The organism is Halococcus thailandensis JCM 13552, from assembly GCF_000336715.1.
GTDB classification, from domain to species: domain Archaea; phylum Halobacteriota; class Halobacteria; order Halobacteriales; family Halococcaceae; genus Halococcus; species Halococcus thailandensis.
On record NZ_AOMF01000145.1, the window covers coordinates 153,118 to 177,964 of the forward strand.

A 24,847-nucleotide genomic window follows, 5' to 3' on the forward strand; every position below is an offset into this window, starting at 1 on the left:
CGGAGCGCGAACCCGACGAAGTAAAAAGGTACTACCACGGCTCGCTCTTCAATCCGGCCCCGTAGGCGATCACGTTGGTCGTGACGTGTAGGAGCGGCGTCAGCACGAGTGCCGCCGCGAGCACGGAGAGAGTGAAGGTCGTGGTGAACCACGTGGTGGCGGCCAGTGCGGTGAGCACGAGCGCGCCGACGAGGAAGTCGAGCTGATCGAGGCCCGGGAACGCCGCGCCGCGCGAGCGGCCGGTGCGCCGTTTGAGGAAGGAGGCGACAATGTCGCCGAGGATCGCGCCGAGCGGGAGCGCGAGGGCGGCAGCAGGGGGAAACGTCGGTAGTGCCAGCCCGATTGCGGTCCCGACGGTGGGGGCGAGCACGTTGAGCAGGGCAGCGACCTCCACACCGGCGAGCGTACCGGCGAGTGCGCCGCGCCAGGTCTTGCCGTCACCGAGGAGGCGTGCGCCGTCGAGCGTCCGACCGCCGTCGATGGGGCGACCACCGCCGAGAAGCACGGCGGCGTTGTTCGGGACGTACGCCGGTAACAGCGCCCAGATCGCCACGGCGACCGTCTCGACGAGAGTCACGGAGGCACTCGACCCGGGGCGCTCTTAACCGCCCGGATTCGGCGCGCGAGCGACAGTTCTTTGCCGCCGACGGCAAAACTTGCGACCATGATACCGCCGATCGCGGATCGGTTCGTCGCCGGCGAGACCGAACGCGATGTCATCAGCCACGCCCGCGTGCTCGACACCGAGGGTATCAACAGCATCTGTAATCTCCTCGGCGAACACTACGACAGCCCGGAGCCGGCCGCCGCCGACCGCGAGTCCTACTGCGCGCTCATCGAGGCGATCGGCGGGGAAGATATCGACGCCACGGTCTCGATCAAGCCCTCACAGCTCGGCCTCGGCATCGCCGAGGGATGCTTTCGCTCCAATCTCGAACTCGTCGTCGAGCGGGCGGCCGAGCAGGGGGTGTTCCTCTGGATCGACATGGAGGACCACGAGACGACCGACGCGACGCTCGACGCCTACACCCACCACGTCGAGGAGTACGACGGGATCGGCGTCTGCGTGCAGGCGAACCTCAAGCGGACGCCCGACGATCTTCACCGACTGGCCGACTACCCGGGAAAGGTCAGGCTGGTCAAGGGTGCTTACGACGAACCGAGCGACGTCGCCTACCGGGAGAAGTCGCGCGTCAACGAGGCCTATCGCGAGTGTCTAGAGATCATGTTCGCCGAGTTCGACGGCGGTATCGCGGTCGGCAGCCACGATCCCGCGATGATCGACTACGCCGAGGAACTCCACGACGAGCACGGAACGGCCTTCGAGATACAGATGCTGATGGGCGTTCGCGAGGACGCACAGCACGACCTCGCCGCCGAGCACGAGGTCTATCAGTACATTCCCTACGGCGACAGCTGGCTGTCGTACTTCTACCGGCGGATGATGGAGCGTCGGGAGAACCTGCTGTTCGGGCTGCGCGCGCTGATCGGTCGGTAGCGACCGCTCCAGTCGACGCCGACGGACCGACGCTCGACCCGGATTTCGCCGGCAGTATCATAACCTTCGGGAAATCATACGGGCCAATGGTCTCGTGGAAGCGCGATGGCACCCGTGGACTGGTCGTGCTCGTGCCCATCATCGTCACCCTCTACGTGCTCGCATTCGTCTACAACACGATCGCCAGCCTGCCCTTCATCGAGGCGATCCAGCCGGCGATCGTCCGGGTACCGCTCACGCTCGCGGTGTTCGCACTGCTGGTCTTCGGCGCTGGCTATCTGATGCGCACCGCGAGCGGCCCGTTGGTGGAGGGGGCGATCGACGACGTGATGAACAGCCTGCCGGGACTCCGGGTGGTCTACAACGCCTCGAAGATGGCCGTCGAGACGGCCGTCACGGGCACCGGTGATCTCCAGGCACCGGTGAAACTCGAGACGTGGGACGGCCTGCGGATGACGGCGTTCAAGACGGGCAAACGAACTGAGGACGGCCGCGATGTGCTCTTTCTCCCGACCGCGCCGAACATCACCACCGGGTTCGTCATCGAGGTCGCACCCGACCAGTACGAGGAGACCGACGAACGCGTCGAGGACGCACTCACACGGGTTCTCAGCGCCGGTTTCGGCGAGACAAACGACTCCGAGGTTCCCATCGACGTCCGCGAGGAACCGCTCTATCGTGAGTCGTAGGCAGCACCGGCGGATACTCTCACGTCGACTGCACCGACCGCCGTCGGGCGCTGTCGCGCCGTTTATACCCGCTGCGGTCGATCCGACGGCATGACCGACACGGAACTCATCGACGCGCTGCGACGGGCCGACGCGGTCGAATTCGGCGAGTTCGAACTCTCCCACGGCGGTACGAGCGACTACTACGTCGACAAATACCGCTTCGAGACCGATCCAGACTGTCTCTCGCTGATCGCCGACGCGTTCGCGACACGGCTCGACGACGAGACACTCGCGGGCGTCGCACTCGGCGGAGTGCCACTAGTGGCCGTGACGAGCGTCGAGACCGATTCGCCGTACGTCATCGCCAGAAAGCAGAAAAAGGAGTACGGAACGGGCAATCGGATCGAGGGCGAGCTGGCCGAGGGCGAGTCGGTCGTCGTCATCGAGGACATCGCCACGACGGGTCAGAGCGCGCTCGATGCGGTCGAAGCGCTGCGGGAGGCCGGCGCGCACGTCGAGCGCGTGCTCGTCGTCGTCGACCGCGAGGAAGGTGCCAGCGAAACCCTCGCCGAGGCCGACGTCGAACTCGACGCGCTGGTCACGGCGTCGGAGCTGCTCGCCGACGAGTAAACCGGCCGCCCGCGCGACGGCAATCGCAAGCGATTCAACCGCCGGGCTGCGCTGAACGCGTATGGCTTCGCTTCCGCCGCGGCGCTGGCTGCTCAGGGGCGCGCTCGCGCTCGTCGTGGGCGCACTGCTCCTCGCGGCAGCCGTCTCGGCGGCCACCTACGAGCCGACGAATCTCGGCCCCGGTACGATCGACGAGCCCGCCAACGGCTCGACGGTCGTGAGCGTGCAGGGGTTCCACTTCCAGGGCATCGGCAACGGCAAGAAGCCGGCCCGGCTCGTCTCCGCCGGCCCACGCGGCACGACCGAGTGGGTCCACAACGGCTCCCAGGAGGGGGCACGCTGGTTCTACGACGTCGATCCGCTCGCGAACGGCAACCTGCTCGTGACCTCTACGGTGCCGGGCGACACCGTGGTGTACGAACTCGATCCCGAGACCGACAGCCGCGTCTGGGAGGAGACGTTCGACGCCGAGGACACCCACGACGTGGACCTCATCAACGGCGATCAGCTGCTCGTGGCGAACATGCGGAAGACGAACGAATCCGGCGTCGCGAACGATCGGCTGTTCGTCTACGACCGCAGCGAAGGTGAGATCGTCTGGGAGTGGACGTTCAACGAGCACTTCCCGGAATCGACCGACGGCGGCTACTCGGAGGACTGGTCACACGTCAACGACGTCGACAAGATCGGCGACGGGAAGTATCTCGCCTCGCCGCGCAACTTCGATCAGGCGATCGTCGTCGATCGGAAGACGGGCAACATCACCATGCGCCTCGGCAGCGACGGCAACCACTCGCGGCTGTTCGAACAGCACAACCCCGACTATCTCGAAGGGCCGAACGGCACGCCGACGATACTGGTGGCCGACTCCGAGAACGACCGCGTGATCGAGTACGCCCGCGAGGGGCCCGGCGAGTGGAATCGGACGTGGGAGCTCTCCGGCGGGTTCAACTGGCCGCGCGACGCCGATCGCCTGCCCAACGGCAACACGCTCATCACGGACACGCTCAGCCATCGCGTCGTCGAGGTCACGCCCGACGGCGAGATCGTCTGGGAGTATTACGCACCGTGGGCACCCTACGACGCCGAACGACTGAGCGCCGCCGGATCGGCCGAGCGAAACGCCTCGGTCGGCGGGTCACACGGCCCGACCGCCACCGCAATGAACGCGTCGGGCAACCACACCCTCTCGGGCAGCGCCGCGAGCGGTCCCGGCGACCGGACGAGGTTTGCGTCGTGGGTCGCGGCCGCAGCGGCCGGCACGCCGGTCCAGGAGGTCGTCCAGTCCGCCGCCGAGCGCTACGCGCACGTGACGCCGTTCTTCCGCCCGGTCTGGCTGTCGAGCTGGGCTTTCGCCGCGCTCGTCGGGGCGCTGCTCGTCGTGCTCGTCTGGGCGATCGGTGAGATCGTCTATCAACGCCGGCGCATCCAACGACGGGTCGCGGGCGTGCTCTCCTGATCGGTGTTGTGCTCTGCGCGCAACATCGTGGCGTTCTTGTGGCTTGGTCCCGTACTGCTGGTGATGTCGAACCTCGAACTCTACGAACTGGATGGCTGTCCGTACTGTGCGAAAGTGAAAGACAAACTCGCCGATCTCGATCTCGACTACGAATCGCATATGGTGCCGAGCTCACACGACGAGCGCACCGAAGTCGAAGAGGTCAGCGGCCAGACCGGCGTCCCCGTCCTCGTCGATCCCGAGCACGACGTCGACGGCATGAGCGAATCCGACGACATCGTCGACTACCTCGACGAGACCTACGGCGACGCAGCGGCCTGAGAACGCGCTTTTTCGTGTCGATTACCGGCCGATAGCGACGCGTCTCAGTCGAAGTAGCCCTCGTCGTCGAGACCGGCCATGACGTCGTCGACGAGCGGATCGACGTCCTCGTAGGGGAAATCCTGCCGGCCGCCGGCCTGGGTGTTGAGCTCCATCGCCGTGAAGCTCACGTCGCCGGACTCGAAGGTGGTCGACGGCCCGTTCGGCAGCGCCGGCACGAGATCCATCGGACTCGATACGGGGTAGTCGGCATCCGCGAACCCGTCGTGGAGTTGCTGTCTGATGTCGTCTTTGTCTGACATCGCAGGTGGGGGATGGTGCCGTCGCGGCGTAGCTCTGTGGCCGCTCATACGGTGGAATTTAAGTGGCCAGTACCGACATATCGGCGATCGACCATCAGGAGAGCAGCTGTTCCATCAGTTTGGCTTCGGCCTTGCGGAGATGTTCGTCGATGGTTGATCCCGAGAGATCGAGCACGGTGGCGATGTCGGCATGCGTCGTTCGTCGCGGGATCTCGTAGTAGCCGAGATCGAAGGCCGTCTCGATCACCTCGCGCTGGCGGTCGGTGAGTGCGGCCACCAGCAGGCCATCGCTCTCGGCACCACCCAGTCGATCGACCGAGCAGGCGATCCCCGAGGGCAGGCGCTCCATCGCGCGTTTGATCATCGCGGGCGTCCCGATGACCTGCAGCCGGAGCCCACGACCGGTGATCGCGATCGGCGGATCGACGAGCACACCCTGTTCGAAGAAACAGCGCTCGAACACGGCGAGTTCGCCCTCGACACGGAGGTACAGCCCGAACGCGCCACCGTCGTCGTGGATGACGTCGTCGAGAAGGACATCCGATCGTTCGTCGAGCACTGCGGGAAGACGGCGTTCGTCACCCTCGATCCGGTAGCACAGCGTGCTCGTTTCCGGGTTGCTCTGGACGTGTCTCAACGACTGCCGGTCGAGCGCCGGTGCGGCCGCGAGTGCGTCGTCGACGGGATGGACGAGCCCCTCGTCCGGCCGAAGCGAGAGGGTGAACTGCCGGATATGCGCGCGCTCGTCGGTCGATCGCTCCACCGTCAACTGTACGCGCTGGCGTCGGTGAGTTCCTTCCCGACGATCAGCTTCTGGATCTCCGTGGTGCCGTCGGGAACGGTCATGACGCGGGCGTCACGGTAGTAGCGTTCGAGCCGGTTTTCGGTCTTCAGCCCCTCGCCGCCGAACACCTGGATCGCGTCGTCGGTCACGTCCTTGCAGGTCTCGCTGGTGTAGCCCTTCGCCAACGAGGACATCAGGCGGGCGTCCTCGCTACCGTCTTCGAGCAGTTCGGCTGCACGCCGCGAGAGCTGGCGCGAGGTTTCGAGCCCGGCCTTCATGTCGTAGAGCTGCTCGGTGACGAGCTGATGCTCGGCGATCGGCTTACCGAAGGTCTCGCGGTCGGTCGCCCGATCGAGCGCGGCGTCGAACGCCGCCTGCATGATGCCGACGGACATGAACGACATCCCCGTGCGCATGAACGAGAACGTCGCGTTGAGCGGTTTCTGGTCGAAGAACAGCTGCGTGACGCTCTCGGGGAACGGGACGATGTCGTTCATCTCGTTGCCCGCCATGATCGCGTTGGAGAACATGTTCGAGAGCCGGTTGCCCTCGGGCACGCGCACGTCGTCGAAGGAGATCCGGGCATTCGAGACACCTTTCCAGCCCATCTTGTCGATCTCTTGGGTCTCGAAGCTGTTGTTCGCGCGATCGACCATGAACATGTCCGACGCGCCCGTCGAGTCGTCGTGGGCGACCACGAGCACGCAGTCGGCGTAGTGGGCGTTGCCGACCCACGTCTTCTCGCCGTTCAGGACGAACTCGTCGCCGTCCTTCTCCGCGACAGTGTTCGGCCGTGCGGTGTCGCTCCCGCCCTCGGGTTCGGTGACGGCGAGCGCCGCGAGACAGTCGCCGTCTTCGAGTTTCGGGAGCATCGCCTCGCGGGTCTGCTCGGCCGCGAACTGGACGAACAGGGCGGGAAAGGACATCATCACGCCCACGAGCAGGCTCGGCCAGGTGTAGCTGATCTCCTCGGCCGCGATCGTGAAGTTCCGGACGTCGCCGAAGAAATTCGGTGCCGTCTCGGGATCGAAGCCGACGCCGAGGTCGTTCAGATCGTTGACGTAACCGAGCAGTTCTTCACGGTCCATCGGCCCGTTTCTGTCGGCTTCGTCGACGATCGGGTCGATCGTCTCGTCGAGATATGCCCGGAGATCGTCGCGAAACGCCCGCTGTTCGTCGGTCAACTCCATCTCACTCGGGCACCTGCTCGGAGAGGCTGTTCATGATCGGTGCGAGCTTCGTCCCCTTCTGTACGGGGCCGTCCATCTCGTACTGCTGTTGCATGAACCCCTGAATCGGGTCGACGGTGCCGGTGATGAGCCCCACCAGCACGTCGGCCGGTCCCGTGATGGTGATGTCGGCATCGTCGAGCTGGCCCGCCCCTCCCGTGACGAGTTCTTCCTCCTCGCGGACCTTCAGGTGGCCCTCCATCGGGCAGTCGTCGGCCTCGAAGTTCGTGGTGATGTCCTCGTTGATCTGCTCTTTGACCTCGGGGTTCCGCTCGACCATCACACGCATGCCCGACCAGAGCAGTTCCTGGAACTGGTCGGCCGTCTCGGGGTTTGCGGAGACGAACGAGGCGATATCCATCTCCTCCATGCGCCCGAGAGTGCTGGCCATCACCGCCGGATGCTCGCGCACGAGCTCGTCGGTCTGGCCCTCCATGTCGGCGAGAATGGCCGGGAGGTCCGCTTCGAGCTGGTCCTGCTCCTCTTCGAGCGCGGTCTCGATTCGCTGGATGAGTTGCTCGTCGGTCATAGTGATCTGTCGGCTCGTGGCCGACCGTACGATCGAAACGGCCGGGAACCCAATGGGCTTGCTTCGATGAATAACAGGTGATTTATATACTATCCGACGAGCGACGGGAGCGTCGTGGGAGCCAACACCGGTCGGGAAAGAGCGCCATCGTTTCGAGAATTGTCAAAATGTTGATATAGTCCCGGGCGGATTCGAACCGCCGTCAATGGCTCCAAAGGCCATTATGATTGGCCGCTACACCACGGGACTGCTCGTTGCACGGTCACGTATCGATGGAGCGCACTTGAACGCTTCGAGAAGCCCGATCAGTCGGCGGCTCCGCCGTCGGCATCGAGCAGCGCACAGACGTCCTCGTCGGGGGCGAAACAGTCCGGACACTGCGATTCGCGGTCGATGATCGTGTCGAGGCGCTCGGCGACCGTCTCGTCGATGACGCTTTCGAGCTGGCTGGCTTCGGTGCGGAACTCCTCGACGCCGAGCACTTCGACGAGGAAGCGCTCGATGATGCAGTAGGTCTGGAGCGAGTCACGAGCCCGCTCGATCCCCTCGTCGGTGAGCGTCACGCCCTTGTATTTCTCGTGGTCGGCGAGCCCGCGGTCCTCGAGCTTGCCGATCATCTCGTTGGCGCTCGCCGGACTCACGTCGAGCGAATCGGCCAACCGTCCCGTAGCCGCCGGCCCGTTCTCGACCTGCTGGACGAGATAGATCGCCTTCAGATACTGCTCGGCCGTGTTCATATGTGCCACCGCGAGTGTCCGTGGCTCATTCGCGCGCCTCCATCAGCCGCGTAACCTCCTCTGCGCCGTCGGCTTCCTCCTCGCGGATGGCCGACAGCGTTGCCACGAGCTGCTCGCGGTCGATACCGAACGTCGCCGAACTCGCTTCGATAGCGGCGATGAGATCGTCATAGAACTTGTAAGCGGTCTCCTCGTTGCACAGTTGATCGTACAGCACACCGTCGGTGTCGCGGTCACGGTCGTAGTGGTCGGCGACGAGCGGCGCGATCTGCTCGAACGGGATCCGCTCGGCGTCGAGATCGTCGATCAGCGCCGCCAGCCGATCGCGGTGATCGGCCGACTCCTCGGCGGCATGTTCCAACAGCGCCTCGATCTCGGTATCGAGATCCGCGCTGACGGAGCGGTAATGCTGGTGTGCGCGTGCCTCGACGACCTCTTCGAGCACCATCCCGATCTGGAGCAGTCGGGCGAGCTGGTGGTCCGAGGCCACCGGCTGGCTGACGCTCACGGAGCGCTCCCGCGCGCAGCGTGGTTGAAAACCGATGCCTCGTTCGTGTCCATAGCCTGACTGGGGAATCCAACCCCTTAAGCGATTACTCCCGCAGGCGCGCCGCGACGAGATCGTCGAGATCGTCACGGAACTCCTCGACGGCGATCTCGTCGAGCACCGGCACGAAGAAGCCCTCGACGAGCATGTTCCGTGCCGCCCGTGGCGACACCCCGCGCGAGGTCATGTAGAACAGGTCCTGCTGGTCGACCTGTCCTACAGTTGCGGAGTGGCTCGCCTCGGTGTCGTGGTTGTTGATGATGAGCTTCGGCGAGGCGTCGGCCTCCGATTCGTCGCTCAGCATCAGCGTGTTCTCGCGCTGGTAGGAGTTGGTGTTCCAGGCCTCCGAACCCACGTCCTGAACGCCCTCGTAGACCGAGCGTGCCTCGTCGTCGAGCACGCCCCGCGTCACGAGATCGGCGGTCGTGTGTTCGGCCTCGTGCCAGACGCGCGAGGCGACGTCGAAGTGCTGGTCGTCGTGACCGAAGAAGGCCCCGACGATCTGCGATTCGGCACCTTCGCCGAGTAGTCGCGTCTCGACCGACGATTTGGTGAGCCGCGAGCCGAGGTTGCCCTCGATCCAGTCGATCGTACCGTAGGTGTCGGCGTGGCCGCGCTTGAGCGAGTAGGTGTACGTCTCCTGATCGACGTTCTGGAGCGAGCCGTACTGAACGTTCGAGTTCTCGTCGGCGTCGATCTCGACGAGTCCCGAGTAGTAGCGCTCACCCTCCACGTCCTCGCCCGTGGTCTGGCGTTCGAGGATCGTCACCGAACTCGACTCGCCGGCGACGACCAGCGTGTAGTTGAACAGCGACCGCGAGTTCATCCGCGTCCGGACGGTGACGTCCTCGGCGTCGACGCCGTCAGGGACGTAGACGACCGTGCCGGTCGAGAACAGCGCGGTCGACAGCGCCGTCAGATAGTTCTCGGTCGGATCGATCACCGAGCCGAACTTCTCGCGGACGAGCTCCTCGCGCTCGTCGAGCGCCTCGGTGATCGACATGACCTCGACCTCGTCGGGACCGACCTGGTCCTTCTCCTCGGCCGCGTTGAGCGGATCGACGAACCCCGCGAAGTCGAGATCGTAGAGGTTCGTCCAGTTGCGCCCCGGCGTCCGGATGACGTCGGGCATCTCGAGCTCGTCGAGTGCGTCGAGCGCGTCGAGGCGTGTTTCGAGCAGCCACTCCGGCTCGTCGAGGCTCTCGGATATCTCGCGAACCTGCGCTTCCGTGAGGTTCGCGTGGAGCTGTGCACTCATCGATTACCCGAGGCTCCCTTCCATCTCGAGTTCGATCAGTCGGTTGAGCTCGACGGCGTATTCGATCGGCAGCTCCTCGGTGATGGGCTCGATGAAGCCGGCGACGATCATCTGTTTGGCGTCGTCGTCGTCCAGCCCGCGCGACTGGAGGTAGAAGACGTCCTCGTCGCCGATCTTCCCCACCGTGGCCTCGTGAGCGACGTCGACCGTCGACTCCTCGATCTCCATGTACGGCATCGTGTCCGACGTACTCTCGTTGTCGAACATCAGCGCGTCACACTCGACGCTCGTCGAGGAGTGCTCAGCGCCGTCGGAGATGTGAATCAGACCGCGGTAGTTCGTGCGACCGCCGTCCTTGCTGATCGACTTCGACTCGATCGTCGATTTGGTCCGGGGCGCGTTGTGGTAGACCTTCGCACCGGTGTCGATGTCCTGGCCCTCGCCCGCGAAGGCGATCGTGATGTGGTTGTCGGTCGCACCGCGACCCTTCAGGATCGTCGAGGGGTAGAGCATCGTGGCCTTCGATCCCATCGATCCCGAGATCCACTCCATCGTCCCCTCGGACTCACAGATCGCGCGCTTGGTGTTGAGATTGTAGGTGTTCTTCGACCAGTTCTGCACCGTCGAATACTGGACGTGAGCGTCCTCGCCGACGAAGACCTCGACACCGCCGGAGTGGAGGTTGAACTTCGAGTACTGCGGTGCGGAACAGCCCTCGATGTAGTGGACCTCCGACCCCTCTTCGGCGATGATGAGCGTGTGCTCGAACTGACCCATCCCCTCCGAATTCATCCGGAAGTACGCCTGGATCGGCATCTCGACGGTGACGCCCTCGGGGACGTAGACGAACGAGCCGCCCGACCAGATCGCACCGTGCAGCGCCGCGAACTTGTTGTCCGACGGCGGCACGCAGCTCGTCATGAAGTGTTCCTTGACGAGCTCGGGATGGTCCTGCACCGCCTTGTCCATGTTGCAGAAGATGACGCCCTTCTCCTCCCAGCGCTCCTGCATGTTCTGGTAGACGACCTCCGATTCGTACTGGGCACCGACGCCCGAGAGCGCGTTCTTCTCGGCCTCGGGGATGCCGAGCTTGTCGAAGGTGTCCTGGATCTCCTCGGGCAGTTCGGTCCAGTCGTCGACGCTGCCGCGCATGTCGACGTCCGGCCGGATGTACGGGACGATCTCCTCGACGTCGACCTCGCTCAGGTCGGGCTGGCTCGGCCAGTCGGTCGGCATCGGCATCGCGTGGAACTGCCGGAGCGCACGGAGCCGTCGCTCAAGCATCCACTCGGGCTCGTCCTTGTCCTCGGAGATGAGCCGGATGGTCTCCTCGTCCAGCTCACCCTTCTCGGCCGCGAACGCGGCGTTCTGTTCTTTCTTGAACTCGAAGCGCTTCTCCGAGTCGGTCTCTCGTAGATGGTCTTGCTCTGAACTCATTGTGTGGTTTGTAGCGGTTGAAGCCTTATCAGGCTGTCTCGTAGGTTTCCTCGCGGACCCAGTCGTACCCCTCGTCCTCGAGTTTGCGGGCGAGATCGGCATCGCCGCTCTTGGCGATCTGGCCGTCGAGCATGATGTGGACGTGATCGGGCTCGACGTAGTCCAGAATGCGCTGGTAGTGCGTGATCTGGAGGATGCCCGCGCCCTGCTCGTCGCGCAGCGCGTTGATGCCGGTCGAGACGTCCTGCAGGCGGTCGATGTCGAGTCCCGAGTCGATCTCGTCGAGCACCGCGATCGACGGCTCCAGGATCGCGGCCTGAAGCACCTCGTTCTGCTTCTTCTCGCCGCCCGAGAAGCCGGCGTTCAGGTAGCGCTGGGCGAACTCGGCGTCCATGTCCAGCTGCTCCATCTTCTCGGACATGATCTCCTGGAACTCCGCGACGCCGACCTCACCCTCGTCGGCCTCGCCCTCCATCGGCGAGGACTCGTAGCCCGCGTCGTCCTCTTCGTCGTCTTCGGCAGCCTCCTCGTCGTCCNTGTCGTCCTCGAACAGCTCTTCGCGCTCTTCGAGCTTGGCATTGAGCGCCGTTCGCAGGAAGTTCACCATCGTGACGCCCTCGATCTCGGCGGGATACTGGAAGCCGAGGAAGACGCCGAGCGCCGCGCGCTCGTTCGGTTCGAGATCGAGCAGATCCCAGGTACGCAGCTCGTCGGGGATCTCGACGCCCTCGAACTCGTCCTCGTCGAGGTGGATGCGAACCGCACCCTCGGTGACCTCGTAGGCCGGGTGTCCCGCGATGACCTTCGCGGTGGTCGATTTGCCCGAGCCGTTCGGCCCCATCAGTGCGTGGATCTCGCCCGACCGGACTTCCAGGTCCACTCCGTCGAGGATCTTCTCGCCGCCCTCTGCGACCTCTGCGTGGAGGTCATCGAGTTCTAAACGTGCCATCGTCCTATCACTCACCCGTTGGCCCGTGACCCCCATAATCGTTTCCATTCACCCGTAACGATTTTCGATGAGGGAAAATCATTTTCCCCTGCGCGAAAGAGAACTGTTGTGACCGACGCTCCCGTCGGCTCGACTCGCACCGTCGGCGGGTGCGTCCGCAACCCTTTTTCGCGACGGCGCTGAGCCGGGCGTATGGACCCCGTTGGCGTGCTGACGAGCGTCCGCCGCTTCCAGCTCGCCACACCGGACGGCAACCGAACCAACGGCACCAACGGGAGCATCGAGCAGGGCTCGCAGGAGGTCGTCGAGACCGCCAACCGACTCCTCCCAAAATGGGTGCCCGAGTGGTGGGTGCGAGCCGTTCTCGCCGTCCTCGTGCTCGCGTTCGCGTGGTACGGCGGCAAACTGCTCGTCAGGCTGATCGGTCGCCGCGTCGCCCGGCGCTTTCGCCGCCCGAGCGTCAGTCAGGCCGTGCTGCGCTCGATACGCGTCGCCGTCATGTTCCTCGCGGTGCTGACGGCGGCGGCGCTCGTCGGTGTCGGGCTCGACGACATCCTGCTGTCGGTGACCGTGCTGACGGCGGCGGCTGGTGTCGTCATCGCACCGATCCTCGGGAGCATCATCAGCGGCCTGTTCGTCCTCTCCGACCAGTCCTACGAGATCGGCGATATGATCGAGATCGTCGACACCGACGGCGGCACGCGCGGGTTCGTCGAAGAGATCACCTTCCAGTACACCAAGATCTTCACGCTCGACAACACCTTTCTGGTGATTCCCAACGGTACGATTCGTGAACGCGACGTGATCAACTACTCGGCCGAGGATCTCCGGACACGGCTCACCCTCGACGTGCTGGTGCCCTACGAGTGCGACCTCGACGAAGCGCGCTCGCTCATCGAGCGGGCGGCCCGCGAGGACGACATCGTCATCGGCGGTGGGCCGGATATCCGCATCGGCAGCGCGCGCTATCCGGCCGCCCCGACCTGCTACATCGACGAGTACGCCGACAACGGCGTCTCGCTGCGGCTTCGCTACTGGGTGAAAGAGCCCTACAAGCTCACGGCGGTGCGCTCGCGCGTCCAGAAGAACATCTGGGAAGCGTTCGAGGCCGCCGACATCGGCTTTCCGTACCCGCATCGACAGGTGGTCTTCGACGAGCCGGACGACGACGGAATCACGGAGCGCCCACGATAGCGACGTTAGTCGGCCGACGCGGTGACGACCCGACAGTCGAGCTGTTCGCGCAGGAAGTCGGCGACGTCGGGTTCGTCGATGAGCCGATCGACCATCCGCCGCCAGCGACTGGTCTGTTTGCGGCCGATGACGACGATGTCGGCGTCCTCCAGGGCGATCTCGTCGAGGATCGTCTCCTCGACCAGAAAGCCCGGTCGCACGGCGTAGCGCGTGTTCGACAGCGGGCCGAAGGCCTCCTCGACGGCGTTTTTCAGCGCCGACTGAGTGACGCGCTTGCTCGAATGATAGAGATCGATATGCAGCACGCTGAGGGCTGCATCGTGTTCGTCGGCGACGTCGATGGCGGTCTTGAGGGTCCGCCGCGAGTGCTCGCTCAGCGGATAGCGAACGGGCACGACGACCAGCGTCATGTAACGGAGGAAACCGTCGGAGACGCCTGAACGTTTCCATTTCGGCGCGAGCGCGACCCAGCAGTCACTTGCCGTTCGAGCGCCCAGTCGACCCATGGAGGCGACAACGGTCGACGGGCGAACCCGCTACGTCGATCGCGAGCAAACAGTGCGCGGCTCGAAGGGACCGTTCTTCGTCGTCTACACCGACGAGCACGCCGAGCAGCGATGGGGCTATCTCTGCGGGAACTGCGAGACCGTCGACAACGCGATGGACGCGATGGGCCGTCTCAAATGTAATCGCTGTGCAAACATCAAGAAGCCCGACGAGTGGGACGCAGCCCACGAGTGAGTGGCGCTGCCGACGAACGGGATCGCTTCGATCGGTTTTCGATTTGCATTTAGGAGCGTGGGGAAGAAGTATAGACTAGACAACAAATACTTCGCTCGATCGATCCGATGCACGGCCACAGTATGCCGTACAGCAAGGGATCGGACATCGAAGAATACTGTCCGCAGTGCGATGCCGTCCAGTCCGTCGTCAAAGCCGTTGCGTGGCAACCGAACCAATGTCGGGAGTGCGGAACCGAACTCCCCGACGACACGGAATCGGAGCAGTAATCGGTTCTTTTGTAATTACTTCTCTGTTTTATGATATGAAACGGTACCGAATGTTACGTCATTGCTCACCGTTGGCCATCGCTTAGCAACCTTTTTGTTCGTTGACCGGGAATCGATATTTCGTCATGTTATTACGTGGCACTGTCGTTGCCGATGCACATACCGTCATCCGCGATGGGGCGGTCGTCGTCGAGGACGATCGGATCGCCGCCGTCGGCGATGCGGCGTCGCTAGAGGAGAACCACCCCGATCACGAGATCACCGACCACGACGTGCTCGCACCGGGGCTCGTCGGCGGTCATATCCATTCAGTACAGAGTCTCGGACGGGGGATCGCCGACGACACGGCACTGCTGGACTGGCTGTTCGACTACATCCTCCCGATGGAGGCGAACCTCGACGCCGACGGGATGGAGGCGGCCGCCAAACTCGGCTATCTCGAATGCATCGAGAGCGGTACGACCACCTGTATCGACCATCTCTCGGTGGCGCACGCCGATCGGGCCTTCGAGGCGGCCGGCGAGATCGGCATCCGCGGACGGCTCGGGAAGGTGCTCATGGATCAGGAGTCGCCCGACGGGCTGCTGGAGGAGACCGACGCCGGCCTCGACGAGAGCGAGCAGCTCATCCAGGAGTATCACGGCGCGTTCGACGATCGCATCCGCTACGCGGTGACGCCACGGTTCGCGGTGAGCTGTTCCGAGGACTGTCTCCGCGGCGCGCGCGAACTCGCCGACAAGTACGACGGGGTGACGATTCACACGCACGCGAGCGAGAACCAGGACGAGATCGAGACCGTCGAGCGCGAGACCGGCTATCGCAACATCCACTGGCTCGACGAAGTCGGGCTCACGGGAGAGGACGTCGTGCTCGCCCACTGCGTCCACACCGACGAGACCGAGCGCGAGGTGCTCGCCGAAACCGGCACGCACGTCACCTACTGCCCGTCGTCGAACATGAAACTCGCCTCGGGCATCGCGCCGGTGCCCGACTACCTCGATCGTGGGATCAACGTCGCGCTCGGCAACGACGGCCCGCCGTGTAACAACACGCTCGATCCGTTCACGGAGATGCGCCAGGCCAGCCTGCTCCAGAAGGTCGACGCGCTCGATCCGACGAGCACGCCCGCCGAGACGGTCTTCGAGATGGCGACGGTCAACGGGGCCGACGCCGCCGGCTTCGAGCGGGTCGGCAAGCTCGAGGAGGGCTGGAAGGCCGATATCATCGGTCTCTCGACCGATCTCACGCGCGCGACGCCGCTGCACGACGTGCTCTCACACCTCGTCTTCGCGGCGCACGGCGACGACGTCGAGTTCACGATGGTCGACGGCAACGTGCTCTACGAGGACGGCGAGTTCGCGCACGTCGACGCGGCGGCGATCCGCCGGGAAGCGCGGAGCGTGGATCTCGACATCGACGCGCTCGCCGCCGAAGCGCCGTGACCACGACGGTCGACACGCTGATCCGCGGCACGCTGGTGAACGTCCATACCGGTGAGCTCGAAGACGGCGCGGTCGCGATCGACGACGGCGAGATCGTCGCGCTCGCCGAGCGCCCGGCCGACCGCGAGATCGAGGTCGGCTACGTCGCGCCGGGACTGATCGACGCCCACATGCACGTCGAGTCGTCGATGGTGACGCTGCCCCACTACGGTGCGACGGTCGTCCCGCGCGGCGTGACGGGCGTCGTCTGGGACCCCCACGAGATCGCGAACGTCTGCGGCGCGGCGGGCGTCCGGGCCGCCATCGACGACGCCGAGCACACGCCGCTCAAGGCCCGCATCACCGTACCGTCGAGCGTTCCTGCGTCTGACCTCCAGGACACCGGCGCGAGTCTCGACGCCAACGCGGTCGCCGACCTGCTCGACGCGCCTCGTGTCGTCGCACTCGGCGAGGTGATGAACGTCCCCGGTGTCGTGTCCGGCGACGAAGCCGTCCACGCGAAGATCGACGCCGCCCGCGAGCGCGGGCTCCCGGTCGACGGCCACCTGCCGCGGGTTCGCGGCGACGACCTCCAAGAGGCGGCGCGCCATCTCGACAGCGATCACGAGAGCATCACGCTCGCGGAGGCGCGCGCGAAGGCCGACGTGGGCCTGCGGGTCTACCTCCGCGAGGGATCGGCGAGCAAGAACCTCGTCGACCTGCTCGATCTCGTCGAAGCGGTCGACGACCGGTATCTCGCCCTCTGTACCGACGACCGCCATGTGACCGATCTCGTCGAACATGGAGGAGTCGACTTCGCCGTCGCCACGGCGATCGACGAGGGTGTCGATCCCGTCACCGCGATCCGGATGGCGACGATCAACGTCGCCGAGAGCTACGACCTGCCGTTCGGTCGTCTCAAACCGGGCTCGCCGGCCGATCTCGTCCTGCTCGACGAGCTCGATCCCTGGACCCCCACGGACGTGATGATCGACGGCGTTCTCGATCCGACCGCCGATCGCCCGGAGCCACCGTCGTCGTCGATCCCCACCGACACCGTCTCGTTCGAGTCGGTCGAGGGTGGGGAGCTCGCGATCGAAGCACCGAACGGCGACGGAGCGGTTCCGATACGCGCGATCGACGCCATCGGTGGGCTCCAGACCGAACGGCTGGAGGCCAGTGTTTCCCAGTCGGCGGGCGTGCTCCAGCCCGACACGAACGATGACGTCCTCTCGCTCGCCGTCATCGAGCGCCACGGCGGCGACGGCAGTATCGGTCGCGGGTTCGTCCACGGGCTCGGGCTCGATCGCGGCGCGGTCGCGAGCACCGTCGCCCACGACGCGCACAACGTCGTCGTCGCGGGCGCGTCCCACGAAGCGATGGCGACGGTCGCGAACCGGCTCCGCGAGATCGGCGGTGGCGTCGCCGTCCACGATCCGGCGTCCGGGGAGACGACCGCGCTCTCGCTGCCGGTGGCGGGACTGATGTCCGACGATCCGCTCGACGTCGTCGCCGAGGAGTTCGGCGCGGTCGAGGCGGCAGCCCGGACGATCGGGCTCGATCACGACGGCGGGCTGATGGAGCTGTCCTTCCTCTCGCTCGAAGTGATCCCCGAGCTCCGACTCACCAACAACGGGCTCGTCGACGTCGCGACGATGGAGTACGTCGACACCGTCCGCGATCGGTAACACTGTTCGATCGTTTAAAACGTGGAGAGGGTTCGGATTTCGAGGGTTTTTCGTCGCTTCGTCACCAGAAAGGGATTACATCGCGCCCTGAAGCATCCCGCTGGTGCGGACGAAGAAGTAGACGACGAACGCGGCGGCGATCAGCCACTGGCCGACGCTGATGTCGTCGAACTCGCCGACGGCGGTCTTCGTGATCGGGTAGGAGATGAGGCCGGCGGCGATCCCGTAGGCGATCGAGTAGGTGAGCGGCATGACGAGGATCGTCAGCCCGGCGGGGATCGCGTGGGCGATGTTGTCCCATTCGATGTCGACGACGTTTCTGAGCATCAGGAGCGCGACGACGACCAGCGCGATGTGCGAGGCGTACTGCGGGATCACGGCCGCGAACGGAACGATCACGAGCGCGACGAGGAACAGCGCGGCGATCACCAGCGCCGTCATCCCCGTCCGTCCGCCCTCCTCGACGCCGGTGGCGGATTCGACGAACGTCGTCACCGTCGAGGAGCCGATCATCCCGCCGGCCGTGGTGCCGACCGCGTCGGCCATCAGCGGCTTGTCGATGTCGGGGAAGTTGCCGTCCTCGTCGAGGAAGCCGCCGGCCTGGCCGACGCCAACGAGCGTCCCCGCAGTGTCGAAGAAGTCGACGAAGAAGAACGTGAACACGATGAGCGAGAACACGAACGCGTCGACGTTGGCGAACCCGCTGAGGAAGGCACCGATCAGCGGCGTGATGTCGTACTGGGCGCTCGGCAGCGTCGACGGGAACAGGACGCCGGGATCGACGAAGCCGGCGACGGTCGCGAGATAGCCGAGCACCGTCGTGAGGACGATGCCGACGACGATCGAGCCGCGGATCCCACGCGCGTACAGCGCGAGCGTGACGAACAGCCCGAACACCGCGAGCAGCGCGACGGGGTTCGACGCGACCGAGCCGAGCGTCACGAGCGTCGCCGGGTCGGCGACGACGACCTCCATCGCCTGGAGCCCGATGATCGCGAGATAGAAGCCGATCCCGGTGCCGATGGCGTACTTCACCGGGGCGGGGAACAGCCTGATGACGTACGAGCGCGCGCCGACGGCCGTCAGCAGGATGAAGATCACACCCTCGGTGAACACCGCCGCCAACGCGGTCTGCCACGGAACGCCGATCGTCCCGATGACCGTCAGCGCGAAGAAGGCGTTCAGGCCGAGCCCGGGCGCAAGCCCGAACGGCCGGTTGGCGTACAACGCCATCACCAGGAGTCCGATCACGGCCGACACGATCGTTACGACCGTCAGCATCTGTTGGACCTCTACTGGGGTGTAGCCCTGCATCACGATCCCGGGCTTGCCCTCACTGGGTATGCCGGCCAGTATCGCCGGGTTGACGACGATGATGTACGACATCGCGAGGAAGGTCGTGACCCCCGCAACGATCTCCGTCCGGAGATCGGTGCCGTGCTCGTCGAAGCCGAAGTAGTTCGCGAGCGCGGTCGTTACCGACCCACCCTCGCTCTCTCCACTTGCAGACTGCTTGTTACCACCTGCCATAATATGCTCCCATACTACCTACCGGCTTAATTGTTGGGGTCGTTCGTGAGTAATGATGTAATATAATTGATTCTTGCCGCATATCGCCGCAGGCGGCCAGATATACGACCCTAATACTGTGTATTTAATCATTAAGAATAGAAACGACATCATCACGAACCTTTTGGATAATAAACGTCTAGGCACAACAGTTATGTGTATCGAAACCACACCACAGCCAGACGTCTCACGGCGGGAGCGCCCCGTTGAACGGCGATAAACAACCTAAACGACCATGACAGTAGAAATCGACCTCACGCTCAACGGTGAGGAACGGACCTTCGAGGCCGAGCGGTCGGATTCGCTGCTCGACGTCCTCAGGAAGAACGGCTACACCGGTGCGAAACGCGGCTGTGATACGGGTAACTGCGGCTTCTGCACCGTCACCGTCGACGGTGAATCGACGATGTCCTGTATCGAACCGGTCGCGACGATCGACGGGGCGACCGTCGAAACGATCGAGAGCCTCGGCACGCAGGACGATCTCCACCCGGTGCAGTCGGCGTTCGTCGACAACGCCGCGCTCCAGTGTGGGTTCTGCATCCCCGGGATGATCATGCGCTCGCGGAACTTCCTGGAGGAGAACCCTGACCCCGACAGGGAGGAGATCCGTGCGGCGCTCTCTGACAACCTCTGTCGCTGCACCGGCTACGAGAAGATCCTCGACGCCGTCGAGGACGCGGCCGAGCGGATGGACGGCGACACCGCGGTCGCCGCCGACGGTGGCCAGCCCATCGACGACGCACCCTGTTCGGGCTGTGGCTGTGAGGTGAACGATGAGTAAACCCGACGACGCCAGCAGCAGCGAGCGCCAGCACGCTGCCGCGGCCGAGAGCGAGCATCCGATGGAGATCGAGGAAGCGCCGAACAACCGCAAGCCGGCGAGCGAGCGCCAGACGATCGCCGAGCGCGAGGAGAAAGACGACGCGCGCAAGATCGTCACCGGCGAGTCGAAATACACCGCCGACTACGCCCAGCATTTCCCCGATCTCGCCGCGGGCTCGGTGCTGCGCTCGGACATCGCACACGGGCGCGTGACCGACATCGACGCGAGCGCCGCCGAGGAGATGGATGGCGTCTACGCCGTCATCACGCCCGACTCGGAAGAGGTTCCCGACAAACCGTACACCTCCTCCGGCCAGCCCTACCCCGAGCCGAGCCCGTGGGACCTGCACGTGCTCCGGCGGGAGGTCAACTACGTCGGCGATCCGATCGCCGCGGTCGCCGCCGTCGACGGCGACACCGCCGACCGGGCGACGCGCGCGATCGATGTCAGCTACGAGGAAGAGGAGGCTGTCTTCGACACCGCTGCAGCGACCAAACCCGACGCGCCACAGATCCACGATCCCGACAACATCGAGAACAAGCAGTCCGGCGCGGACTACGAGCGCAACATCGAAGCACACATCGAGGGCGAGATCGGTGACGTGGCGGCGTCGTTCGAGGCAGCCGCCGACAGCGACGACCGGATCGTGACCGAGACGGAGTGGGAGCTCCCCTACCAGTCACACTGCGTCCCCGAACCGCACACGACGATCGCCCATCGCGACGAGGACGATCGCTATCACCTCATCACGAGCACACAGGTGCCCTACCACACGCGCCGACAGCTCTCGCATCTGTTCGACGTGCCGATCAGGGACATCCGGGTGAGCAAACCCCGCATCGGTGCCGGCTTCGGCTCGAAGCAGTCGATGCTGATCGAGCCGATCACGGTCGCACTGATGGAGGCCGCCGGCCGGCCGGTGAAGCTCGAAACGACTCGCCGCGAGCAGTTCTACGCGATGCGCTCGCGCCGACCCGCCCGCGTGCGAATGCGCAGCGTCGTCACCGACGAGGGCGACGTCGAGGCGCTCGATCTGTCGGCGGTGACGAACTCCGGGGCGTACGGGCCACACGGGCTGACGGTCAGCAGCTCGGTCGGCTCGAAGCCGCTGCCGCTGTACACGCACGCGCCGAACATCCGCTTCGAAGCCACGGCGGTTCACACGAACCTCCCGGTCGCGGGCGCGATCCGCGGCTACGGCGCGCCACAGGGCCACTTCGCCCTCGAAGGTCACATGGACGAGGTCGCTCACGAGCTCGACATGGATCCCCTGGAGCTTCGCGCGCGCAACCGCATCGAGGAGGGCGACATCGACGACGCCTCCGGCGTGCTCTCGGACGGCGAGCACACCCGCCGGATCCGCTCGTGCGGGCTCGGCGAGTGCATCGACCGCGGGAAGGAGGCGATCGGCTGGGACGACGTCGAACAGCCCGACGAGGAGCATCTCCACCGGGCCTGTGGCGTCGCACTCACCGCACAGAAAAGCGGTGTCGCCGGCGACGAGCTCGGTGCCGCACACATCAAGATGAACGAGGACGGCTCGTTCATCCTTCAAACTGGAGCCGTCGATATCGGTCCCGGTGCGGACACCGCGATGGCCCAGATCGCCGGCGAGGTGCTCGGGGCTCCGCCCGAGGACGTTCTCGTCCAGGCGTCGGACACGGACATCTCACCGTTCGACTACGGTGCCTACGCCTCCTCGACGACGTACATCACCGGGCAAGCGGTCAAGAAAGCCGCCGAGAAGGCGCGCACGCAGCTGTTGAAGTTCGCCGCGAAGCTGCTCGACGAGCCACCGGAGACGCTCGAAGCACGCGATGGCGCGGTCCACGCCGAGCGCACCGGCGAATCGGTCACGCTCGAAGAGATCGGCTACGGTTCGATCTACGGCGACGACGAGCGCGCGCAGGTGATGGGTGAGGCGAGCCACAGCACCGACGAATCGCCGCCGCCCTTTGGCGCACAGTTCGTCGACGTTACCGTGGACGATCGCACCGGCGAGTTCGAGATCCACGATCTCGTCTACGCCGTCGACTGTGGCGTCGCGATCAACCCGGACCTCGTCGAAGGTCAGATCGAGGGCGCGCTGCACATGAGCTACGAACACGCCGTCTCTTCGGGCTACTCGTTCGACGAGGACGGCACGCCCGAAACCCTCGGCTTCCGTGACTACGGGATGCCGACGGCCGACGACCAGCCACCGATCGAGTCGATCATCGTCGAGACCCACGAGCCGACGGGGCCGTTCGGCGCGAAATCCGTCGCCGAGATCCCGGTCAACGGCGTGCCGCCGGCGCTGAGCAACGCCATCCGCAACGCCGTCGACGTTCGTGTCAGCGACCTGCCGATCACCGCCGAGAAGATCGCGGCGAAACTCGACACGGCGGACGAGGCCGCCGACTGAACAGCCGCCGACAGCGCCGATCGCGGTTCTCGCGACCGTTTTTCCCCTCGCAGCAGTGAGGGTGAATCGAACTTTCGATATTCATCCGACGAACGACCGAACCGTTTTCCGTGTCTGCCGTTCCGACATAAGGACGGGACGATCACATGGCACGCGTCGAACTCCTCGTTGCGCTCGTCGCCCTGGTGTTCACGATCGGCATCTTCGCACAGGTGCTGGCCGATCGCTACCGTATCCCGAGCATCATCTTCCTCATCGTCGCCGGGATCGTCCTCGGCCCCGAGGGGCTCGGCATCGTCACGCGCGAGGCGTTCGGCGTCGCACTGCCGGTGATCGTCGATCTCTCGGTCGCGCTCATCGTCTTCGAAGGGGCGTTCCATCTCCGCTACGAGGATCTCAAGGCGACGCGGTCGACGCGGCTCCGCCTCATCACCGTCGGCGCGCTGATCGCGCTGGTCGGCACCGCGATCACGGTGCGGTTCGCACTCGGCACGCCCTGGGATCTCGCCTTCCTGATCGGGTCGTTGCTGGTCGCGACCGGTCCGACCGTCATCGACCCGATCCTCGACGTGGTCGCGGTGCGGGACTCCGTGGCGAACGCGCTCTCGTTCGAGGGGGTCGTCAACGACGTGACCGCGGCGATCCTCGCGTACGTCTCCTTCGAGGTCGTGCTCGCCGAACAGCCGACGCGAATCGCCTTTCTCGAGGAGTTCGCCGCGCGACTCGCCATCGGGATCGTCGTCGGCGCGCTCGTCGCGGTCGTTCTGCGGTCGCTGATCCGGGCGGTCGATCGCGCGGCGGGCAACGCCGCCCAGAACGCACGCCTCCTCGCGCTCGCGGGTGCGTTCGTCGCCTACGCCGGAGCGACGCTGCTCGCCGAGGAGGCCGGCATCGCCGCGGCCGCCACCGCCGGGCTCGCGCTCGGCAATCTCGACGTTCCCTACAAGGAGACGATCAGCGAGTTCAAGGGCGACGTCACCACGCTGCTCCTCTCGTTCGTGTTCATCGCGCTGGCCGCGCTGCTCTCGTTCGACGACATCGCCGCGCTCGGCGTCGGCGGGCTGGTGGTCGTCGCCGCAGTGATGTTCGTCATCCGGCCGCTCCTGGTGTTCGTCTCGACGCGAGGCCACCAGTTCAGCCGCGACGAGCGCCTGTTCATGAGTTTCGTCGGACCACGTGGGATCATCCCCGCATCGGTCGCGACGCTGTTCGCCGTCGAACTCACGGACGCCGGGCTGCCGGAGCAGGCGACGACGCTCGTCGGGACGGTGTTTCTCGTGATCCTCGCGACGGTCGTCCTCGAGGGTGGATTGGCACCATATATTGCCTCGGCGCTCGACGTGGTACCCATGCAGATCGTCATCGTCGGCGGCGGCACGGTCGGGCGTGGCCTCGCCGAGCGGTTCGACGCACACGGTGAAAACCCGGTCCTGATCGAGAGCGACGCCGACATCGCTCGTCGAGCGCGTGACGACGGCCATACGGTCCACGTCGGCGACGGGACCGTCGCCGAGACGCTCCGCGATGTCGGCGTCGCCGACGCGAAACTCCTCGTCGTCGCGACCGGTGACGACGACGCGAACCTGCTGGCTGCACAGCTCGCGCGCTCGACGTTCGACGTCGACCACATCATCGCGCGGGTGAACGAGCCGGAGAACACCGATGCCTTCGAGGATCTCGGCGTGCGGGCGATCTCGCCGACGGAATCGGCGATCTGGGCGATCGACAACCTCGTCGAGCGTCCCGCACTCCTGAAGTGGACCGTCGAGCTGGGACAGTCGGGCGACGTCCGCGAGGTCGACGTCACCGCCGACGCGGCCGTAGGCCGGTCGATCGCCGCAGTCAGAAACGATCTCCCGAGCGAGTGTCTGCTCGCGCTCGTGAACCGCGACGGCACGAACCACTATCCGGGCGACGATTTCGATCTGGAGCGCGGCGACACCGTCACGCTGCTCGGTCGGACCGAGGCCGTCGACGACGCCCGCACCCTGTTCGCGCGGGCCGGGTAGCGATCCAGGGGCGGGGAATCAGAGAAATTCGCGGACGTCGGAGTACCACATGTCGTGGTGGTCGAGCGCGCCGATGCGGCGGGCGATGGCAGCGGCGAGAACGTGCCAGCAGCGCTGGCTGTCGTCGTCGGCGTCGAGGTTGTAGGCCGAATCCTTGCAGGTGCAGCCGCCGTCCTCGACGACGTACTCGTCGGAGTGGCCCACCACGACGGTGAAATCGAGATACTGCTTGACACGCCGTTCGGCGACCGCTTCGATGGCTCTGACGCCGCGGTCGCCGTGCACGTCGATGATGCGCTCGGTGATCGACGGATCGAGCTCGCCAGCGTCGTCGAGCGCGCGCTGCCACTCGGTTTCGGTCACAGCGGGCGTTCG

The 24,847-nt window shown here is 65.3% G+C and carries 26 protein-coding genes and 1 tRNA gene; 13 read left to right on the plus strand and 14 right to left on the minus strand.

Going from position 1 to position 24,847, the window contains the following annotated elements:
* Positions 1 to 31: 31 nt before the first annotated feature.
* On the minus strand, positions 32 to 577 hold the full coding sequence (locus C451_RS07590) for a CDP-2,3-bis-(O-geranylgeranyl)-sn-glycerol synthase (protein ID WP_007739396.1): 546 nt from the start codon (positions 575 to 577) through the stop codon (positions 32 to 34).
* 87 nt (positions 578 to 664) lie between these two features.
* Between C451_RS07590 and C451_RS07595 the strand changes: the two genes are divergently transcribed.
* The 5 genes from C451_RS07595 to C451_RS07615 all read left to right on the plus strand — a co-directional run bounded on the left by C451_RS07595 (position 665) and on the right by C451_RS07615 (position 4,579).
* The gene (locus C451_RS07595; protein ID WP_007739398.1) at positions 665 to 1,498 is read left to right on the plus strand and encodes a proline dehydrogenase family protein; all 834 of its coding nucleotides are present in this window, start codon (positions 665 to 667) and stop codon (positions 1,496 to 1,498) included.
* 86 nt (positions 1,499 to 1,584) lie between these two features.
* Positions 1,585 to 2,187, plus strand: a complete 603-nt coding sequence (locus tag C451_RS07600; RefSeq protein ID WP_007739399.1) for a DUF502 domain-containing protein — start codon at positions 1,585 to 1,587, stop codon at positions 2,185 to 2,187.
* Between the two features lie 90 nt (positions 2,188 to 2,277).
* Positions 2,278 to 2,799 (plus strand): orotate phosphoribosyltransferase, encoded by a 522-nt coding sequence (gene pyrE, locus C451_RS07605; protein WP_007739400.1) that lies wholly within the window; start codon positions 2,278 to 2,280, stop codon positions 2,797 to 2,799.
* A 61-nt stretch (positions 2,800 to 2,860) separates the two neighbouring features.
* Complete coding sequence (locus tag C451_RS07610) at positions 2,861 to 4,258, plus strand: arylsulfotransferase family protein (RefSeq protein ID WP_007739401.1); 1,398 nt, start codon at positions 2,861 to 2,863, stop codon at positions 4,256 to 4,258.
* 63 nt (positions 4,259 to 4,321) lie between these two features.
* Complete coding sequence (locus tag C451_RS07615) at positions 4,322 to 4,579, plus strand: glutathione S-transferase N-terminal domain-containing protein (protein WP_007739402.1); 258 nt, start codon at positions 4,322 to 4,324, stop codon at positions 4,577 to 4,579.
* A 44-nt stretch (positions 4,580 to 4,623) separates the two neighbouring features.
* On the opposite strand, the gene C451_RS07620 is transcribed toward C451_RS07615, so the two are convergent.
* The 10 genes from C451_RS07620 to C451_RS07665 form a co-directional block, all read right to left on the minus strand.
* Complete coding sequence (locus C451_RS07620; protein ID WP_007739403.1) at positions 4,624 to 4,881, minus strand: MTH865 family protein; 258 nt, start codon at positions 4,879 to 4,881, stop codon at positions 4,624 to 4,626.
* 94 nt (positions 4,882 to 4,975) lie between these two features.
* Positions 4,976 to 5,644, minus strand: coding sequence for a helix-turn-helix domain-containing protein (locus C451_RS07625; protein WP_007739405.1), 669 nt, complete (start codon positions 5,642 to 5,644; stop codon positions 4,976 to 4,978).
* A gap of 2 nt (positions 5,645 to 5,646) precedes the next feature.
* Positions 5,647 to 6,855, minus strand: a complete 1,209-nt coding sequence (locus C451_RS07630) for an acyl-CoA dehydrogenase family protein (protein WP_007739406.1) — start codon at positions 6,853 to 6,855, stop codon at positions 5,647 to 5,649.
* 1 nt (position 6,856) lies between these two features.
* Positions 6,857 to 7,423 carry an SCP2 sterol-binding domain-containing protein gene (locus C451_RS07635; RefSeq protein WP_007739408.1) on the minus strand — a complete coding sequence of 189 codons (567 nt, stop codon included), beginning with the start codon at positions 7,421 to 7,423 and terminating at the stop codon, positions 6,857 to 6,859.
* A 176-nt stretch (positions 7,424 to 7,599) separates the two neighbouring features.
* Positions 7,600 to 7,672 (minus strand) — tRNA-Gln (locus C451_RS07640).
* Positions 7,673 to 7,728: 56 nt separating this feature from the next.
* The gene (locus tag C451_RS07645) at positions 7,729 to 8,160 is read right to left on the minus strand and encodes a metal-dependent transcriptional regulator (RefSeq protein WP_007739410.1); all 432 of its coding nucleotides are present in this window, start codon (positions 8,158 to 8,160) and stop codon (positions 7,729 to 7,731) included.
* Between the two features lie 25 nt (positions 8,161 to 8,185).
* Positions 8,186 to 8,668: a ferritin family protein gene (locus C451_RS07650; RefSeq protein WP_007739411.1), complete on the minus strand. Its 483-nt coding sequence runs from the start codon at positions 8,666 to 8,668 to the stop codon at positions 8,186 to 8,188.
* Positions 8,669 to 8,753: 85 nt separating this feature from the next.
* The gene (gene sufD / locus C451_RS07655; RefSeq protein WP_007739413.1) at positions 8,754 to 9,965 is read right to left on the minus strand and encodes a Fe-S cluster assembly protein SufD; all 1,212 of its coding nucleotides are present in this window, start codon (positions 9,963 to 9,965) and stop codon (positions 8,754 to 8,756) included.
* Positions 9,966 to 9,968: 3 nt separating this feature from the next.
* Positions 9,969 to 11,402 carry a Fe-S cluster assembly protein SufB gene (gene sufB, locus C451_RS07660; protein ID WP_007739415.1) on the minus strand — a complete coding sequence of 478 codons (1,434 nt, stop codon included), beginning with the start codon at positions 11,400 to 11,402 and terminating at the stop codon, positions 9,969 to 9,971.
* 28 nt (positions 11,403 to 11,430) lie between these two features.
* Complete coding sequence (locus tag C451_RS07665) at positions 11,431 to 12,351, minus strand: ABC transporter ATP-binding protein (protein ID WP_007739418.1); 921 nt, start codon at positions 12,349 to 12,351, stop codon at positions 11,431 to 11,433.
* Between the two features lie 192 nt (positions 12,352 to 12,543).
* Here C451_RS07665 and C451_RS07670 point away from each other — a divergent pair, with 192 nt between their 5' ends.
* Positions 12,544 to 13,545 (plus strand): mechanosensitive ion channel family protein, encoded by a 1,002-nt coding sequence (locus tag C451_RS07670; protein ID WP_007739420.1) that lies wholly within the window; start codon positions 12,544 to 12,546, stop codon positions 13,543 to 13,545.
* 5 nt (positions 13,546 to 13,550) lie between these two features.
* On the opposite strand, the gene C451_RS07675 is transcribed toward C451_RS07670, so the two are convergent.
* A complete protein-coding gene (locus C451_RS07675; protein ID WP_004051197.1) occupies positions 13,551 to 13,955 on the minus strand; it encodes a universal stress protein in 405 nt (134 codons plus the stop codon).
* 94 nt (positions 13,956 to 14,049) lie between these two features.
* Here C451_RS07675 and C451_RS07680 point away from each other — a divergent pair, with 94 nt between their 5' ends.
* The 4 genes from C451_RS07680 (at position 14,050) to ade (ending at position 17,664) form a co-directional block, all read left to right on the plus strand.
* Positions 14,050 to 14,286, plus strand: coding sequence for a DUF5816 domain-containing protein (locus tag C451_RS07680; RefSeq protein WP_007739421.1), 237 nt, complete (start codon positions 14,050 to 14,052; stop codon positions 14,284 to 14,286).
* A gap of 107 nt (positions 14,287 to 14,393) precedes the next feature.
* Positions 14,394 to 14,555, plus strand: a complete 162-nt coding sequence (locus C451_RS22605) for a hypothetical protein (RefSeq protein WP_161605855.1) — start codon at positions 14,394 to 14,396, stop codon at positions 14,553 to 14,555.
* A 125-nt stretch (positions 14,556 to 14,680) separates the two neighbouring features.
* Positions 14,681 to 15,997 carry a 5'-deoxyadenosine deaminase gene (locus C451_RS07685; RefSeq protein WP_007739429.1) on the plus strand — a complete coding sequence of 439 codons (1,317 nt, stop codon included), beginning with the start codon at positions 14,681 to 14,683 and terminating at the stop codon, positions 15,995 to 15,997.
* Entirely contained in the window at positions 15,994 to 17,664 is a 1,671-nt protein-coding gene (gene ade / locus C451_RS07690; RefSeq protein ID WP_007739439.1) for an adenine deaminase, read from the plus strand. Before C451_RS07685 ends, ade begins: the two co-directional genes overlap by 4 nt.
* A 75-nt stretch (positions 17,665 to 17,739) precedes the next feature.
* Here the strand turns inward: ade and C451_RS07695 are convergent, their stop codons facing one another.
* Positions 17,740 to 19,194 carry an NCS2 family permease gene (locus C451_RS07695; protein WP_007739440.1) on the minus strand — a complete coding sequence of 485 codons (1,455 nt, stop codon included), beginning with the start codon at positions 19,192 to 19,194 and terminating at the stop codon, positions 17,740 to 17,742.
* Positions 19,195 to 19,468: 274 nt separating this feature from the next.
* On the opposite strand from C451_RS07695, the gene C451_RS07700 reads away from it, so the two are divergent.
* The 3 genes from C451_RS07700 to C451_RS07710 all read left to right on the plus strand — a co-directional run bounded on the left by C451_RS07700 (position 19,469) and on the right by C451_RS07710 (position 24,472).
* Entirely contained in the window at positions 19,469 to 20,017 is a 549-nt protein-coding gene (locus C451_RS07700) for a (2Fe-2S)-binding protein (RefSeq protein ID WP_007739441.1), read from the plus strand.
* On the plus strand, positions 20,010 to 22,463 hold the full coding sequence (locus tag C451_RS07705) for a xanthine dehydrogenase family protein molybdopterin-binding subunit (RefSeq protein ID WP_007739442.1): 2,454 nt from the start codon (positions 20,010 to 20,012) through the stop codon (positions 22,461 to 22,463). Before C451_RS07700 ends, C451_RS07705 begins: the two co-directional genes overlap by 8 nt.
* Before the next feature lie 146 nt (positions 22,464 to 22,609).
* Positions 22,610 to 24,472, plus strand: a complete 1,863-nt coding sequence (locus tag C451_RS07710) for a cation:proton antiporter domain-containing protein (RefSeq protein ID WP_007739443.1) — start codon at positions 22,610 to 22,612, stop codon at positions 24,470 to 24,472.
* 18 nt (positions 24,473 to 24,490) lie between these two features.
* Here the strand turns inward: C451_RS07710 and C451_RS07715 are convergent, their stop codons facing one another.
* A complete protein-coding gene (locus tag C451_RS07715) occupies positions 24,491 to 24,835 on the minus strand; it encodes an SWIM zinc finger family protein (protein ID WP_007739444.1) in 345 nt (114 codons plus the stop codon).
* Positions 24,836 to 24,847: the final 12 nt, after the last annotated feature.

Excerpts from the sequence above, each read along its gene's own strand:
- C451_RS07595 (WP_007739398.1), top strand. The coding sequence starts at position 665 with ATGATACCGCCGATCGCGGATCGGTTCGTCGCCGGCGAGACCGAACGC.
- C451_RS07600 (WP_007739399.1), top strand. The coding sequence starts at position 1,585 with ATGGTCTCGTGGAAGCGCGATGGCACCCGTGGACTGGTCGTGCTCGTG.
- pyrE (WP_007739400.1), top strand. The coding sequence starts at position 2,278 with ATGACCGACACGGAACTCATCGACGCGCTGCGACGGGCCGACGCGGTC.
- C451_RS07610 (WP_007739401.1), top strand. The coding sequence starts at position 2,861 with ATGGCTTCGCTTCCGCCGCGGCGCTGGCTGCTCAGGGGCGCGCTCGCG.
- C451_RS07615 (WP_007739402.1), top strand. The coding sequence starts at position 4,322 with ATGTCGAACCTCGAACTCTACGAACTGGATGGCTGTCCGTACTGTGCG.
- C451_RS07620 (WP_007739403.1), bottom strand. The coding sequence starts at position 4,881 with ATGTCAGACAAAGACGACATCAGACAGCAACTCCACGACGGGTTCGCG.
- C451_RS07630 (WP_007739406.1), bottom strand. The coding sequence starts at position 6,855 with ATGGAGTTGACCGACGAACAGCGGGCGTTTCGCGACGATCTCCGGGCA.
- C451_RS07635 (WP_007739408.1), bottom strand. The coding sequence starts at position 7,423 with ATGACCGACGAGCAACTCATCCAGCGAATCGAGACCGCGCTCGAAGAG.
- C451_RS07645 (WP_007739410.1), bottom strand. The coding sequence starts at position 8,160 with ATGAACACGGCCGAGCAGTATCTGAAGGCGATCTATCTCGTCCAGCAG.
- sufD (WP_007739413.1), bottom strand. The coding sequence starts at position 9,965 with ATGAGTGCACAGCTCCACGCGAACCTCACGGAAGCGCAGGTTCGCGAG.
- sufB (WP_007739415.1), bottom strand. The coding sequence starts at position 11,402 with ATGAGTTCAGAGCAAGACCATCTACGAGAGACCGACTCGGAGAAGCGC.
- C451_RS07670 (WP_007739420.1), top strand. The coding sequence starts at position 12,544 with ATGGACCCCGTTGGCGTGCTGACGAGCGTCCGCCGCTTCCAGCTCGCC.
- C451_RS07675 (WP_004051197.1), bottom strand. The coding sequence starts at position 13,955 with ATGACGCTGGTCGTCGTGCCCGTTCGCTATCCGCTGAGCGAGCACTCG.
- C451_RS07680 (WP_007739421.1), top strand. The coding sequence starts at position 14,050 with ATGGAGGCGACAACGGTCGACGGGCGAACCCGCTACGTCGATCGCGAG.
- C451_RS22605 (WP_161605855.1), top strand. The coding sequence starts at position 14,394 with ATGCACGGCCACAGTATGCCGTACAGCAAGGGATCGGACATCGAAGAA.
- C451_RS07685 (WP_007739429.1), top strand. The coding sequence starts at position 14,681 with ATGTTATTACGTGGCACTGTCGTTGCCGATGCACATACCGTCATCCGC.
- C451_RS07695 (WP_007739440.1), bottom strand. The coding sequence starts at position 19,194 with ATGGCAGGTGGTAACAAGCAGTCTGCAAGTGGAGAGAGCGAGGGTGGG.
- C451_RS07700 (WP_007739441.1), top strand. The coding sequence starts at position 19,469 with ATGACAGTAGAAATCGACCTCACGCTCAACGGTGAGGAACGGACCTTC.
- C451_RS07705 (WP_007739442.1), top strand. The coding sequence starts at position 20,010 with ATGAGTAAACCCGACGACGCCAGCAGCAGCGAGCGCCAGCACGCTGCC.
- C451_RS07710 (WP_007739443.1), top strand. The coding sequence starts at position 22,610 with ATGGCACGCGTCGAACTCCTCGTTGCGCTCGTCGCCCTGGTGTTCACG.